This is a genomic window from Tessaracoccus sp. O5.2, from assembly GCF_964266725.1.
Lineage (GTDB): Bacteria > Actinomycetota > Actinomycetes > Propionibacteriales > Propionibacteriaceae > Arachnia > Arachnia lapidicapta.
In genome coordinates, this window is record NZ_CAXWGV010000006.1 from 1 (window position 1) to 12821 (window position 12821).

The window sequence follows — 12821 nt, forward strand, 5'->3', positions numbered from 1 at the left end:
CGCCCGGCAACGCCGGACCGCGACCGGCTAACCGGAGGAAACAGGTGAGGCAACGACCTGGCGAACCGGAGGTTCACTGCTGAGGCAACGATCAGTTCACCCGGAGGTATTGACATGAGGCATCACGCGCCTGTCAGATAACAGTTTGGCGACTAGGTCGTTAACCTTTGGCCACACCTGTCACCGCGACCGTACTAAGCTCTGGTCACACACCTCTGGGGGATGTATGAAGCCTGTCAGAACTGCCCTACGCGCGCTTGCCGCGGGGTGCCTGCTTCTCGCCGTCGCCACGGCCCCTGCGCGGGCCGACGAGGCCCTCGACGCCATCGCCCAGGCAGTTGGCGTCACCGAGCAGGCCACCGACTTCGTCATCCTCGTCGACACCTCCGTCTCCATGAAGGACGACGATCGCTGGGCGCGCGCCCGCGACGCCGTCTCCGGGCTCCTCACCAACCTCACCCCCGACGATCACGTCACGTTGATCACCTTCGACGACGGCGCCCGCACCGCATTCGCCGGCCTCGACCCCGCGCCGGCGACGGTTCTCAACGCGCTTCCGGCCGCGCCCACCGGCGACCAGACCGACATCGGTGCCGCCATCGAGGCCGGCGTCGAGGCCCTGAACCGCGACGGCGGATCCGAGGTGGCCGCGATCGCGCTGCTGACCGACGGCGAGCTCGATGCCGCCGAGACCTCCGACTACGTCACCCCGACGTCCCCCGCCTGGGCCCAGCTCCGTCAGCGCGCCGCCACCGTCTCGACTGACCGCCAGATCGGGGCCTTCGCCCTTACCCTCGGCAGCACCTCGGACGCAGGCCTGCTGACGTCTGTCTTCCCCAACGCGGAGGTCGCGACCCCAAACGACATCGTCGCCTACCTCACCGGCCTCAACGACGAGCTCACCCGGCTGCGCATCGTCGAGGCCCTGGGCCCGGATCTGGAGGGCCCCGCGTCGCTGACCGTCGGGGATGCCACCATCGAGGACGGCACCCTCACCGCGACCGCGACGCTGACGTCGTCGACCACCTACCTCCCGCTCAGCATCGCGTCGGTGGCTCTTGAGCCCGCCGTCGAGGGAGCGGCCATCGGCATGGAGCCGGCCGCCGTCGAGGTGGCACCCGGCCAGTCCGCCACCGCGACGCTCACCGTCACGCTCCCACCCGGGACCGAGTCGACCAGCACGGTCGTCGCGACGCTCACCTCGCCCTGGGCGCCCCAGCTCACGGCTCTGGGGATAGACCAGAACATCACCGTGGCATCGCAGGCCATTGACCTTGCCAATGCCGCCGCGGAACCCGCGCCCGCCACCGAGCCCACCGCGACACCGCCCGCCACCGACACCCCCGCAGACTCCGGCCGCACCCTCAGCGACACGCTGGCAGCCCTGCCCGTATGGGCGCTCCCCGCGGCCGGCGGCGCCATCCTGGCCCTCCTGCTCCTCCTCGCGCTGCTGAGTGCCGCGAGGAAGCGCCGTCCCCGCCTCGACGGCTCCATCGCCGTGCTGCACGAGGGAAGGATCGTCGACGAGTTCATCGTCGCTGGCCCCGACGCGGCGATCTCCCGCGGCGAGCTCAAGCTCAAGGCCCGCCGCCTGAAAGACGGCACCGTCGCACTGAAGGGCCGGCACGGCCAGCAGAAGTTCACCGCGACCCTCGCCGACGGCGACACCACCCGCCTCACCGAGGCCACCGAACTGCGCTACACCGACCAGCGCACCCGGATGCTCCAGCTGATCAGCGACACCCACGCCACGACCGGGCAGCTGACAGGGCCCTAAGATGGGGCGCGCCGCGGCCGCGGCGACCGCCGACACCGAGGAGCACACCCGTGGGTATCACCGCCGACGACGTGGCCCGCCTGGGCGCGCTGGCGCGCATCCGGCTCACCGAGCAGGAGTGCCACGACCTGGCACCCGAGCTCAACGTCATCCTGGACTCCGTCCGCAGCGTCTCCGAGGTCGCCGGACCGGACGTGCCGATGGCCACCCACGCGATCCCGCTGACCAACGTCTTCCGCGACGACGTCGTCACGCCGTCACTCACCCAGGACCAGGCCCTCTCCGGCGCCCCGGACCAGGAGGACGGCCGCTTCCGCGTCCCGCAGATCCTGGGGGAGGAGTGACCATGGACCAGCTGCTCACCAAGCCCGCGCACGAGCTGGCCGCCCTCATGGCCGACGGCGCCCTCACTTCCGAGGACCTCACCCGCGCCTGCCTCGCCCGCATCGAGGAACTCAACCCGACCCTCAACGTCTTCCTCTCCGTCGACGCCGAGGCCGCCCTCGAGGCCGCCCGCGGCATCGACGCCCGCCGCGCCGCTGGCGAGGAGCTCGGCCCGCTGGCCGGCATCCCCGTCGGGGTCAAGGACAACTTCTGCACCACCGACCACCCCACCACGTGCGGGTCGCGGATGCTCGACGGCTGGATCCCGCCGTACGACGCCACTGTCGTCGCCCGCCTCCGCGACGCCGGCCTCGTCATCGTCGGCAAGACCAACATGGACGAGTTCGCCATGGGGTCGTCGACGGAGACCTCCTTCTTCGGCCCCACCCGCAACCCGTGGGACCCGGACCGGATCCCCGGCGGCTCGGGCGGCGGCTCCGCCGCTGCCGTGGCGTCGTTCATGGTCCCGCTGGCGGTCGGCTCCGACACCGGCGGCTCCATCCGCCAGCCCGGCTCCGTCACCGGCACTGTCGGCGTGAAGCCGACCTACGGGGGAGTGTCGCGCTACGGCCTGGTCGCCATGGCCTCCAGCCTCGACCAGCCCGGCCCCTGCGCCCGCACCGCCCTCGACGCGGCCCTCCTGCAGCAGGTCATCGGCGGCTACGACGGTCACGACTCGGCGTCCATCAACCGCCCCGTCGCCGACCTCGCCGCCGCCGCGACCGCCCAGGACCTCGCCGGCCTCCGGGTCGGCGTCGTCACCGAGCTGGGCGGCGAGGGTTACGAGCCGGACGTGCTCGCCCGCTTCACCGAGGCCGTCGACCTGCTGCGCGCCGCCGGCGCCGAGGTGGTCGAGGTGTCCTGCCCCGCGTTCAGCTACGCGCTGCCCGCCTACTACCTCATCCAACCCGCCGAGCTGTCGAGCAATCTCGCCCGCTTCGACGGCATGCGCTACGGCCTGCGGGTCGGCGACGACGGCACCCGCTCCGCCGAAGAGGTGATGAACCTCACCCGCGACGAGGGCTTCGGCAAGGAGGCCAAGCGTCGCATCATCATCGGCACCTACGCGCTGTCGGCCGGCTACTACGACGCCTACTACGGCTCGGCCCAGAAGGTCCGCAGCCTCATCCAGGCCGACTTCGACCGCGCCTTCGAGTCCTGCGACGTGCTGGTCTCCCCGACGACGCCCACGGTGGCGTTCCGCATCGGCGAACGCACCGCCGACCCGATGGCCATGTACATGGCGGACCTGTGCACCATCCCGTCGAACATGGCCGGCAACGCGTCCGCCTCGTTCCCCGCCGGCCTCAGCAGCGACGGCCTCCCCGTCGGCCTGCAGGTCATGGCCCCGCCCATGGAGGACGCCAGGCTCTACCGCGTGGGCGGCGTCGTCGAACGCGCCCTCGAGGAGCGCTGGGGCGGCCCGCTGCTCGCCCGCCTCGCTGACAAGGAGATCGCCCGATGACCGAGACGATTCCCTACGACGACCTGCTCACCCGCTACGAGCCCGTCCTCGGCCTCGAGGTGCACGTCGAACTCAACACCAACTCCAAGATGTTCTGCGGCTGCCCCACCACGTTCGGCGGGGAACCCAACACACAGGTGTGCCCGGTGTGTCTCGGGCTGCCCGGCTCGCTGCCGGTCATCAACGGCAAGGCCGTCGAGTCCGCTATCCGCATCGGGCTGGCGCTCAACTGCCGGATCGCCGAGTGGTGCCGCATGGCCCGGAAGAACTACTTCTACCCGGACATGACCAAGAACTTCCAGACCTCGCAGTACGACGAGCCCATCGCCTTCGACGGCTGGGTCGACGTCGAGGTCGACGGCGAGACCTACCGCGTCGAGATCGAACGCGCCCACATGGAGGAGGACGCCGGCAAGGCCCTCCACATGGGCGGCGCCACCGGCCGCATCCACGGCGCCGACTACTCGCTCATCGACTACAACCGCGCCGGCGTGCCGCTCATCGAGATCGTCACCCGCCCCGTCCGCGGCGCCGGGGCGAAGGCCCCGGAGGTGGCGCGCGCCTACGTCGCCCACCTCCGCGACCTCCTGCGCGCACTCGGCGTCTCCGACGTGCGGATGGAACAGGGGTCGCTGCGCTGCGACGCCAACGTCTCCCTCATGCCCATCGGCTCCGACGTCCTCGGGACCCGCACCGAGACCAAGAACGTCAACTCCCTGCGCTCGGTCGAGCGCGCCATCCGCTACGAGATGACCCGCCAGGCGGCCATCCTCGACGGCGGCGCCCGCGTCAAGCAGGAGACCCGGCACTTCCACGAATCCGACGGCACCACGTCGCCAGGCCGCTCCAAGGAGGAGGCGGAGGACTACCGGTACTTCGCCGAGCCGGACCTCATGCCCATCGCCCCGTCGCGGGAGTGGGTCGAGGAGCTGCGCGCCACGCTGCCCGAGCCGCCGGCCGAGCACCGCCGTCGCCTGCAGACCGACTGGGGCTTCAGCGACATCGACTTCGGCAGCATCGTCTCCTCGGGGGCCCTCGGGCTCGTCGAGGCGACGGTGGCCGCCGGCGCCACCCCCGCCGCCGCCCGCAAGTGGTGGGTCACCGAACTGGCGCGGCGCGCCAACGAATCCGGCGTCGAGCTGGACGAGCTGCCCATCACGCCCGCGCAGGTCGCGGCCGTGCAGGGGCTGGTCGACGCCGGCAAGGTCAACGACAAGCTCGCCCGCCAGGTCATCGAGGGCGTGCTCGCGGGCGAGGGCGAGCCCGCCGACGTCGTCGCGGCCCGCGGCCTGGCCGTGGTGTCCGACGAAGGCGCGCTCACCGTCGCCGTCGACGAGGTCATCGCGGCGAACCCGGACGTGGCGGCGAAGATCCGCGACGGCAAGGTCGCGGCCGCCGGCGCCCTCATCGGGCAGGTCATGAAAGCCATGAAGGGACAGGCCGACGCCGGCAAGGTCCGCGAGCTGATCCTCGCGAAACTCACCTGAGGAGGGGCGATGTACCTGTTCCATGCCACCGTGACGGTCGTGGCCGGGACCGAGGAGGAGTTCGCGGCGGTGTGCGCCGCGAACAGCCGGGCGTCGCTGGAGGAGCCCGGCTGCCTGCGCTTCGAGGTCCTGCAGGACGCCGACGACCCGACGCGCTTCGTGCTCGTCGAGGCGTACCGGTCCGAGGCAGACCTGGCGTCGCACAAGACGACGGAGCACTACCAGGCCTGGGCGGAGGTCGCCAACCGCGTGCAGGTCGAGCCGCGGTCGAAGAGGGTGTACCGCCCGGTCGCTCCCTGACCGTTACGACCCTTCGAGACGGCCCGGCCGCTTCGCGGCTGGGCCTCCTCAGGGAGCGGGGGCTCCTGATCGTTACGACCCTTCGAGACGGCCCGGCCGCTTCGCGGCTGGGGCCTCCTCAGGGAGCGGTGGGGGCCTCTGACAGTTTCGACCCTTCGAGACGGCCCGGCCGCTTCGCGGCTGGGGCCTCCTCAGGGAGCGGGGATGGACGGCGCGGCCGCTTCGCGGCTGGGCCTCCTCAGGGAGCGGGGGTCAGCCGAGGGCGGCCCAGGTCTGCGGACCCACGACGCCGTCGGCCACCAGCCCTGGCTGCGCTGGAAGCTTCGCACGGTCGACTCCGTCGCCGGGCCGAACTGACCGTCCGCGCTCAGCCAGTAGCCGAACGCGCTCAGCCGCTGCTGCAGGTAGCGCACGTCCTCGCCGCTGTCGCCATGGCGGAGCGTCCGACGCGGCGAGCCGGTCGAGCCCGTGCCCTGACCCCAGCCGCCCGGGTTCGCGGGCACCGACGCCGCGGGCGCAGTGAGGGTGAACGGCCGCTGCGCCTGGAACGACGCCGACACCGTGCCGACGGTGTAGAAGTTCGGCACCTGGTCCATCGGCATGCGCCTGACGATCGCGGAGTGGAACGCGCGGTAGTCGCCCGAGAACGACCCGTTGCCCCACACCCGCAGCAGGGTCTCGGTGAACAGCCCGTTGACGTCGCCGTCGCTGGAGAGCTGGTTGTCCTGGCAGCCCGAGACGAGGATGAGTTCGGCCGCGATGTCGGTGCTGCGGGTGGTCCCGGCGAACGGCCCCTCAGAGCGCGGCGATTGAGTTGCGCCACGCCCCGATTGCGTCGGGCTCGCCGTGGAGGCGCACGTCGGCGTCGCGGCCGCTGAGGTGCAGCAGCAGCTCCGACGGGAGTCCCGACACCGTCACCGGCCGGGTGCCCTGCCCCATCGCGAGCTCCGCGCCGGTGTCGCTGCGGCGCAGGATCGCGCGGCTGCCCGCCGCCAGCTGGGTGCGGCGCCCGAGCGCCTTCGCGATGGGCCACAGCTCCTGCTGCTCGGCGGCCGTCAGCGTCTGGCTGCGGCCGTTGGCCCGCAGCACGTCCTCGTGGTGGATGAACAGCTCCGAGGTGTTGACGAGCCGGTCGAGCGGCCGCATGATCCACCCCGGCCGCCGGAGTTCCTCCAGCAGGCCGGTGAAGCCGCGTCGGTGCAGCTCGTCGCTCTGGATCCGCTCGGTCAGGGCGGCGAACCGGTCGAGGCCGATGCCGGGCAGGGCGTCGAGTCGGTGCTCGCGGATATAGAGATGGGCGGCAAGCTCCTGCACCCGCCAGTCCCCGGCCATCGTCGGGGCGAACGGGCCGAGCTCGGCCATGAGGTCGATGAGTGCGGCGCGCTGGCGCTGGGCGAAGGTCATGGCACCAGCTTAGGCACGGCAGAATGTCCACCATGACAGCCGCCATCAGGTACAACGCCGACGGGCTCGTGCCCGCCGTCGCCCAGGACGCCGACACCGGGGAGGTGCTCATGCTCGCGTGGATGGACGCCGAGGCGGTGCGCCGAACGCTGGCCACGATGCGGGCGACCTACTGGTCGCGCTCGCGGCAGGAGTACTGGGTCAAGGGTGAGACGTCGGGTCACACGCAGGAGGTCGTGTCCATGGCGGTCGACTGCGACGGTGACACCCTCCTGCTCACCGTGCGCCAGACCGGCGCCGCCTGCCACACCGGCAACCGCACGTGCTTCTACACGCCCCTGACCTCGGCGGATCTCGCATGAGGGTCACTCCGACTCTCGAGGAGTTCACCGCCCTGGCGGCGGACCGGCGCGTCATCAGCGTCCACGCCCGCGTCCTGGCCGACGACCTGACGCCGGTGGCGGTCTATCAACTGCTGTGCGGCGCGCGGCAGGGCACCTTCCTGTTCGAGTCCGCCGAGGCCGGCGTCTGGTCGCGCTACTCGTTCGTCGGCGTCCGCACGGCGGCCACCCTCACCGAACGCGGCGGCCGCGCCGAGTGGATCGGGCACGAACTGGTCGGGATCGCCGACGGCGACCCGCTCCAGGTGCTGCGCGCCACGCTCGAGGAGCTGGCCACGCCCGCCGTCGAGGGCCTCCCACCGTTCCACGCCGGGATGGTCGGCTACCTGGGCTACGACGTCGTGCGACGCCTGGAGCGGATCCCGGACACCTGCGTCGACGACCTGGGGCTCCCGGAGCTGGTCATGATGCTCACCAGCGAGGTCGCTGTGCTGGACCACCATCGCGGGGAGCTGTGGCTCATCGCCAACGCCATCAACTTCGACGGCACGGACGAGGGCGTGGAGCGGGCGTACTACGACGCCGTCGCGGCCGTGGAGCGGATGGCGGACGCCCTCGCCGCCCCGCGCCGCTCGCTGACGCTCCAGGAGGGGGAGCCGGTCGAGCCCGAGGTGCGCCGCCAGCGCACGTCCGAGGAGTACATGGCGCTGGTCGAGGAGGCCAAGGAGGAGATCCGGGCGGGGGAGGCGTTCCAGATCGTCGTGTCCCAGCGCTTCGACATCCCCACCCGCGCCGACGCGCTCGACGTGTACCGGGCGCTGCGGCTGACCAACCCCAGCCCCTACCTGTACCTGCTGCGCCTGCCGGGCTTCGACGTCGTCGGGTCGAGTCCCGAGGCCCTCGTCACGGTGCACGACGGGCTGGCGACCACCCGGCCCATCGCGGGGTCCCGGCCGCGGGGGCGCACGCCCGAGGAGGACCGGCGCCTCGCGGAGGAACTGCTGGCCGACCCGAAGGAGAAGGCCGAGCACCTCATGCTCGTCGACCTGGGGCGCAACGACCTCGGCCGGATCTGCGAGCCGGGCAGCGTCACGGTGCACGAGTTCATGAACATCCACCGCTACAGCCACATCATGCACCTGGAGGCCGCGGTGTCCGGGCGCCTGGCGTCCGGCCGCAGCGCCCTCGACGCCGTCCTGGCCTGCTTCCCTGCGGGCACCCTCTCCGGGGCGCCCAAGGTGCGCGCCATGGAGATCATCGACCGGCTGGAGGTGTCGCGGCGGGGCCTGTACGGCGGCGTCGTCGGGTACTTCGACTTCGCCGGGAACTCCGACGTCGCCATCGCCATCCGCACAGCCGTGCTGGCCGACGGCGTGGCCCACGTGCAGGCGGGCGCGGGCATCGTCGCGGACTCCGTGCCGGCGACGGAGGACGCCGAGTGCCGGCACAAGGCCCGGGCCGTGATCAGCGCCATCGGCCGTGCCGAGGCGATGACGGCGCCGTGAGGGGGCGCCTGCCCGTCACGCTGCTCGCGGCTGCCGGTGCGCTGACGGCCGGCTTCGCCGCCCAGGCGGCCGCCAGCGGCGTGCAGGCCGTGGCTTGGGCTGCCGCGGCGGGCGTCGGCCTGACGCTCATGCTCCGGGGGATCGGGCTGCGGGTCGTCGGCGTCGCGCTCGCGGCCCTGGCCGTCGCGGGATCGGTGTGGGCGGCCCAGGCCGGGCTGTGGCTGGCCGTGGCGGGATTCGTCGCGCTGGTCGTGGCCGCCGTCGGGCTGGTCGTCTGGGGTCCCGGCTGGGCCGGGCGCGCCAGGGAGGGCCGCGAGGCCCCGCCTGATCTGTGGTCCGCGATGGACCGCGGCGACGATCCCACCGATGAACAGCACGTGCGGGGCGACGGCGGGGCAGGGTAATCTCGTCGCACCGTTAGGCAGACGAAAGGCTTGGCAACTCATGGCGCGTACCGCGAAGTACTACCACCACGGGAAGAGCCCCGCCGCGTGGGCGGGTTCCATCGCCGCCGCCATCGGCTTCATCCTGGCGGCCGTCGGATCCCTGCTCGGCCCCAACTGGCCGCTGGTCATCTTCGGCGCGGCGATCGTCCTGATCGGCGCTCTGGCGACCATGGTGATGAAGGCCATGGGCCTCGGTCAGCCGTGACCGTCCTCGACGACATCATCGCGGGAGTCCGGGAGGATCTGGAGCAGCGGCGCCGTCGCGTGCCCATCGACGCCGTGCGTGAGGCCGCCGCCGCGGCTCCGCCGGCGCTGGACCCCATGCCCCGGTTCCGCGACCCCCGCCTGGTCGTCATCGCCGAGGTGAAGCGCAGGTCCCCGTCCAAGGGTGATCTGGCGGCCATTCCGGACCCGGCGTCCCTCGCCGCCGCCTACGCCGCTGGCGGGGCCGCCGCCATCTCCGTGCTGACCGAGGCCCGGCGCTTCGGCGGCTCGCTGGCCGACCTCGACGCGGTCCGCGCCGCCGTCGACGTGCCGGTCCTGCGCAAGGACTTCATGGTCGACGACTACCAGTTCCTCGAGGCCCGCGCCCACGGGGCGGACCTCGTGCTGCTCATCGTCGCCGCCCTCACCGACGACGAGCTCGCCCACTTCGGGCGGCTCACCGCCGAGCTCGGCATGACCGCGCTCGTCGAGACGCACACCACCGACGAGGTGGACCGCGCCCTGGCGCTCGGCTTCGACCTCATCGGCGTCAACAACCGCAACCTCAAGACCCTCGACGTCGACCTCGCCACCTTCGGCCCCCTCGCCTCACGGCTGGGGGACTCGGTCGTCCGCGTGGCGGAGTCCGGCATCCTCACCGCCGACGACGTCGCCACCGTCGCCGCGCAGGGGGCCGACGCCGTGCTCGTCGGCGAGGCGCTCGTCCGGCACGGGGACCCCGTCGCCGCCATCGCCGACTTCATGTCCGCCGCAGAAAGGGTGCACGCATGAGCGTCCCAGACGCCACCGGCCACTTCGGCCGCTTCGGTGGCCGCTTCGTCCCCGAGGCGCTCCAGGCGGCCCTCAGCGAGCTGACGGTCGCGTTCGAGGAGGCGATGGCCGACCCGGAGTACCGGGCCGAGCTGGCCCGCCTGCAGCGCGACTACTCGGGCCGGCCCACGCCCATCACGGTGGCCGAGAACTTCTCGGCCCACTGCGGCAACGCGCGGGTCCTGCTCAAGCGCGAGGACCTCAACCACACCGGCGCGCACAAGATCAACAACGTCCTCGGCCAGGCGCTGCTGACCAAGCGCATGGGCAAGACCCGCGTCATCGCGGAGACCGGGGCGGGTCAACACGGCGTCGCGACCGCCACCGCCGCGGCCCTGCTCGGGCTCGAATGCCGCATCTACATGGGCGAGGTCGACACCAAGCGGCAGGCCCTCAACGTGGCGCGCATGCAGCTGCTGGGCGCGGAGGTGTACGCGGTCGCGGCCGGCTCCCGCACGCTCAAGGACGCCATGAACGAGGCCATGCGCGACTGGGTGACCACCGTGGACCAGACGCACTACCTCATCGGCACCGTCGGCGGCCCGCACCCGTTCCCCTACCTGGTGCGCGAGCTCCAGCGGGTCATCTCCACCGAGGCGCGTCAGCAGATGCTCGACGACCACGGCGCGCTGCCCGACTACGTGGCCGCGTGCGTCGGCGGCGGCTCGAACGCCATCGGCATGTTCTACGACTTCATCCCCGACGAGTCCGTGAAGCTGTACGGCTTCGAGGCCGAGGGGGAGGGTGTGGCCACCGGCAGGCACGCCGCCACCATCGTGGCGGGCTCGCCGGGCGTCCTCCACGGTGCCCGCACCATGGTCCTGCAGGACGAGGACGGGCAGACCATCGAGTCGCACTCCATCTCCGCGGGGCTCGACTACCCGGGCGTGGGGCCGGAGCACGCGTGGCTCGCCGACACCGGACGCGCCGTCTACCAGGGGGTCACCGACGCCGAGGCCATGGACGCGTTCAAGCTCCTGACCCGCACCGAGGGCATCATCCCCGCGATCGAGTCGGCCCACGCGCTGGCCGGCGCCCGCCGGCTCGGGCTCCAGATCGCCGCCGAGGACCCCGAGGCCCGTCCCACCATCCTCGTGTGCCTCTCGGGCCGCGGCGACAAGGACGTGGCCACCGCCTTCGAGTACTTCGGCCTGCCGGGCGTCCCCGACAAGACCGTGGGAGGCATGGCATGAGCCAGTACACCGACGAGGCCCGCCTCGGCATCTCCGGCCGCGTCGTGTCCGCGTGCCTCGACGCCGGGCGGCCGGCGCTGGTCGGCTACCTCCCCGTCGGCTACCCGAGCGTCGCGGACTCCATCGAGGCCGTCACCGCCATCACCGAGGGCACCGACGGCCGCGGCGTGGACCTCGTCGAGATCGGCATCCCGTACTCGGACCCGCTCATGGACGGCCTGGTCATCCAGCACGCCACCGCCAAGGCCCGGGCCCGCGGCGTCCGCACCGCGGACGCGTTCCGCGCCGTCGAGGCGGTCGCGGCGACGTCGGCGACGCCGATGGTGATGACGTACTGGAACCTCATCGAGGCGTACGGTCCGGACCGCTTCGCGCGGGACCTGGCCGCCGCCGGCGGCGCCGGCGTCATCACCCCCGACCTGCCGCCGGACGACTGCCCCGAGTGGATCGAGGCCAGCGACGCCCACGGCCTCGACCGCGTGTTCCTCATCGCCCCGTCGTCGACCGACGAGCGCATCGCGCTGACCATGCGCTCCTGCCGGGGCTGGGTGTACGCCTCCAGCGTCATGGGCGTCACCGGGGCCCGCGCGGCGACCTCCGACGCCGCGCCGGTGATCGTCAGCCGCGCCCGCTCGGTCGACCCGGGGCTCCCGGTCGGCATCGGGCTCGGCGTGAGCACGGGCGACCAGGCGGCCGAGATCGGCGCCTACGCGGACCTGGTCATCGTCGGCTCGGCGCTGCTCAAGTGCCTCGACTCCGACGGCGCCGACCTGCCAGGGGACCTGCGCCGCCTGCGCACGCTGGCCGCCGACCTGGCGGCAGGGGTGGATCGGGCGCGCCTGTGATCCCTCGCCGGTCCCTCATCGGGCTCGGCGGGCTGGTGCTGCTCGCCGGGTGCGCCCCGGACGACGAGGGCCCCGCCGCGGACGTGAGCCGCGGCCCGTGGCACGGCACGCACCTGGAGGGCGGGGGAGCGCCGCTGCCGGACGTGACGCTGACCGACCAGGACGGCAACCCGTACAACCTCGCCCGTGACCCCTCGACGCCCGCGGTCGCGCTGTTCTTCGGGTACACCAACTGCCCCGACGTGTGCCCCGGCATCATGGCCGACATGGCCACCGCCAAGCGCCGGCTCCCGGAGGGCCTGGTCGACGACGTGACCCTCATCGTCGTCACCACGGACCCCGCCCGGGACACGCCCGAGGTCCTGAAGTCGTACCTGTCCAGGGTGGACGACACGTTCATCGGCCTCACCGGCGACCTGGAGGCCATCAAGCCGGCGGCCCTCAGCCTGGGGATCGACATCACCGAAGGCAGGCAGCTGCCCTCCGGCGGCTACGAGGTGGACCACGGCACGTACGTCCTCGGGTTCGGCAGCGACCGCACGCTGCAGGTCGTCTGGAACGGCCTGTCGGCCGCCGAGCTCCGCGAGGACTACGAGCGACTCGTCGCGCTCTGACCCCGGTGGCCTGCGTCGGCGCGCG

General features: G+C 72.4%; 15 protein-coding genes. 13 read left to right on the forward strand and 2 right to left on the reverse strand.

Translation table 11 applies throughout. The features are described 5' to 3' along the window. Window positions 1–226 precede the first annotated feature (226 nt). Genes ACFQPD_RS03450 through ACFQPD_RS03470 form a run of 5 tightly spaced genes read left to right on the forward strand, consistent with a single transcriptional unit; the run spans window position 227 to window position 5413 of the window. A complete protein-coding gene (locus ACFQPD_RS03450; RefSeq protein ID WP_385898472.1) occupies window positions 227–1777 on the forward strand; it encodes a VWA domain-containing protein in 1551 nt (516 codons plus the stop codon). Between the two features lie 50 nt (window positions 1778–1827). Then, window positions 1828–2121 (forward strand): Asp-tRNA(Asn)/Glu-tRNA(Gln) amidotransferase subunit GatC, encoded by a 294-nt coding sequence (gene gatC, locus ACFQPD_RS03455; protein WP_068751322.1) that lies wholly within the window; start codon window positions 1828–1830, stop codon window positions 2119–2121. Window positions 2122–2123: 2 nt separating this feature from the next. Further along, complete coding sequence (gene gatA / locus ACFQPD_RS03460) at window positions 2124–3626, forward strand: Asp-tRNA(Asn)/Glu-tRNA(Gln) amidotransferase subunit GatA (protein WP_385898474.1); 1503 nt, start codon at window positions 2124–2126, stop codon at window positions 3624–3626. After that, window positions 3623–5113, forward strand: coding sequence for an Asp-tRNA(Asn)/Glu-tRNA(Gln) amidotransferase subunit GatB (gatB, locus tag ACFQPD_RS03465; protein ID WP_385898477.1), 1491 nt, complete (start codon window positions 3623–3625; stop codon window positions 5111–5113). Before gatA ends, gatB begins: the two co-directional genes overlap by 4 nt. Before the next feature lie 9 nt (window positions 5114–5122). Then, window positions 5123–5413 carry a putative quinol monooxygenase gene (locus tag ACFQPD_RS03470; RefSeq protein ID WP_385898479.1) on the forward strand — a complete coding sequence of 97 codons (291 nt, stop codon included), beginning with the start codon at window positions 5123–5125 and terminating at the stop codon, window positions 5411–5413. Window positions 5414–5604: 191 nt separating this feature from the next. On the opposite strand, the gene ACFQPD_RS03475 is transcribed toward ACFQPD_RS03470, so the two are convergent. Continuing rightward, the gene (locus tag ACFQPD_RS03475) at window positions 5605–6078 is read right to left on the reverse strand and encodes a peptidoglycan-binding protein (protein ID WP_385898481.1); all 474 of its coding nucleotides are present in this window, start codon (window positions 6076–6078) and stop codon (window positions 5605–5607) included. A 130-nt stretch (window positions 6079–6208) separates the two neighbouring features. Further along, a complete protein-coding gene (locus tag ACFQPD_RS03480) occupies window positions 6209–6817 on the reverse strand; it encodes a TIGR03085 family metal-binding protein (protein ID WP_385898483.1) in 609 nt (202 codons plus the stop codon). A 23-nt stretch (window positions 6818–6840) separates the two neighbouring features. Here ACFQPD_RS03480 and hisI point away from each other — a divergent pair, with 23 nt between their 5' ends. Genes hisI through ACFQPD_RS03520 form a run of 8 tightly spaced genes read left to right on the forward strand, consistent with a single transcriptional unit; the run spans window position 6841 to window position 12796 of the window. Next, complete coding sequence (hisI, locus tag ACFQPD_RS03485) at window positions 6841–7179, forward strand: phosphoribosyl-AMP cyclohydrolase (RefSeq protein WP_353081538.1); 339 nt, start codon at window positions 6841–6843, stop codon at window positions 7177–7179. Then, complete coding sequence (locus tag ACFQPD_RS03490; RefSeq protein ID WP_385898486.1) at window positions 7176–8663, forward strand: anthranilate synthase component I; 1488 nt, start codon at window positions 7176–7178, stop codon at window positions 8661–8663. The genes hisI and ACFQPD_RS03490 overlap by 4 nt, the downstream gene beginning before the upstream one ends. Beyond that, complete coding sequence (locus ACFQPD_RS03495; protein ID WP_385898489.1) at window positions 8660–9067, forward strand: hypothetical protein; 408 nt, start codon at window positions 8660–8662, stop codon at window positions 9065–9067. Before ACFQPD_RS03490 ends, ACFQPD_RS03495 begins: the two co-directional genes overlap by 4 nt. Window positions 9068–9107: 40 nt before the next feature. Then, window positions 9108–9314: an HGxxPAAW family protein gene (locus tag ACFQPD_RS03500; RefSeq protein WP_068751337.1), complete on the forward strand. Its 207-nt coding sequence runs from the start codon at window positions 9108–9110 to the stop codon at window positions 9312–9314. Further along, on the forward strand, window positions 9311–10105 hold the full coding sequence (gene trpC / locus ACFQPD_RS03505; protein WP_385898492.1) for an indole-3-glycerol phosphate synthase TrpC: 795 nt from the start codon (window positions 9311–9313) through the stop codon (window positions 10103–10105). Before ACFQPD_RS03500 ends, trpC begins: the two co-directional genes overlap by 4 nt. Then, window positions 10102–11337, forward strand: coding sequence for a tryptophan synthase subunit beta (gene trpB / locus ACFQPD_RS03510; RefSeq protein ID WP_068751339.1), 1236 nt, complete (start codon window positions 10102–10104; stop codon window positions 11335–11337). The genes trpC and trpB overlap by 4 nt, the downstream gene beginning before the upstream one ends. Continuing rightward, window positions 11334–12182, forward strand: coding sequence for a tryptophan synthase subunit alpha (trpA, locus tag ACFQPD_RS03515; RefSeq protein ID WP_385898495.1), 849 nt, complete (start codon window positions 11334–11336; stop codon window positions 12180–12182). Before trpB ends, trpA begins: the two co-directional genes overlap by 4 nt. Continuing rightward, the gene (locus ACFQPD_RS03520; protein ID WP_385898498.1) at window positions 12179–12796 is read left to right on the forward strand and encodes an SCO family protein; all 618 of its coding nucleotides are present in this window, start codon (window positions 12179–12181) and stop codon (window positions 12794–12796) included. Before trpA ends, ACFQPD_RS03520 begins: the two co-directional genes overlap by 4 nt. The last annotated feature ends 25 nt before the right edge of the window (window positions 12797–12821 follow it).